The 1,281-nt window shown below is 67.0% G+C and carries 1 pseudogene; it reads left to right on the forward strand.

Features of this window, described 5'->3' with window-relative positions:
- Window positions 1-65 precede the first annotated feature (65 nt).
- Window positions 66-1,249: pseudogene (locus AB0F17_RS66460) on the forward strand (IS3 family transposase).
- Window positions 1,250-1,281 lie beyond the last annotated feature (32 nt).

Below are 1,281 nucleotides of genomic sequence, written 5' to 3' on the forward strand. Positions count from 1 at the left end.
TGAAGTTCCCCCCGAGGTGAGGACACCCCTGACAATGGATCTTGTCCATAGAGGGGAGCCTTCGGGTGGCACGACCGTCCAAGTTCGGCGATGAGTTCAAGCGAGACGCGGTGAGGCTGGTCCGTACAACGGGCCGGACCTGCGCTGATGTGGCGCGAGAGCTCGGGATGAACCGCGAGACCTTGCGTACCTGGGTGCGGGAGGCCGAGACCAGCGACAGCGAGTCGGGAGTGGGCCTGGCCAAGGCCGAACGCGACGAACTCGCCCGGCTGCGCAAGCGGGTCGCCGAGCTGGAGACCGAGAAGGAGATCCTCCGCAAGGCGGCCGCCTATTTTGCGAAGGAGATGGATCGTTGATCAGCCGCTTCAGGTTCATCTCCGCCCACGCCTCTTACGGCATCGCGCGGCTGTGCAGGGTCTTGAACGTCGGACGCAGCGCCTACTACGCCTGGCGGGCGCGCGAACCCGCCCGCCTGGCCAGGGCGGCCGAGGACGAGCGGATCGTGGCGAAGATCCGAGCCTTCCACACCGACTCGGGTGGGACCAACGGTTCCCCGAGGATCACCGCCGACCTGCGCGATGACGGAGAGATCGTCAACGAGAAGCGAGTAGCCCGGCTGATGCGTGCCGCGGGCGTCGTCGGCCTGCACCTGCGTAAGGGCAGGCGGACCACCATCCCTGATCAGGCGGCCGCTGCCGTGCCCGACCTGCTCGGTCGCGACTTCAGCACGGGCGCGGTGGACGAGCGGTGGTGCGGCGACATCACCTATCTGCCGGTCGGCGACTCGTGGCTGTACCTGGCCACGGTCATCGACATCGGATCACGCCGGCTGATCGGCTGGTCGATCGCCGGCCACCTGCGCACGGAACTGATCAGTGACGCGCTGACCGCGGCGGTTGCCACACGGGGCGGCGACGTGAAAGATGTGATCTTCCACTCCGACCGCGGTTGTCAGTACACCTCGGCCGAGTTCGCCAGGCTGTGCTCGGCCAACGGCATCCGCCGGTCGAGCGGAAGAACGGGAACGTGCCTGGACAACGCGCTCGCCGAAGCGTTCAACGCCACCCTCAAGCGCGAACTGCTCCACGGACCCGGCAAACGCCGCTGGAGCGACGAGGCCGAGGCCCGCACGGACATCTTCCGCTGGATCGCCCGCTATAACCACCGCCGAAGGCACTCCTCGATCGGAAACCTGCCCCCGACCGTCTATGAAGATCGGCTTGCTAGACTGACCGCACTGGCTGCATGAAACCGGGTGTCCACACCCCGGGGGGAACGCCA

Origin of the sequence: Nonomuraea sp. NPDC026600 (assembly GCF_040638335.1) — a bacterium.
In the GTDB taxonomy this organism is placed as follows: Bacteria; Actinomycetota; Actinomycetes; order Streptosporangiales; family Streptosporangiaceae; genus Nonomuraea.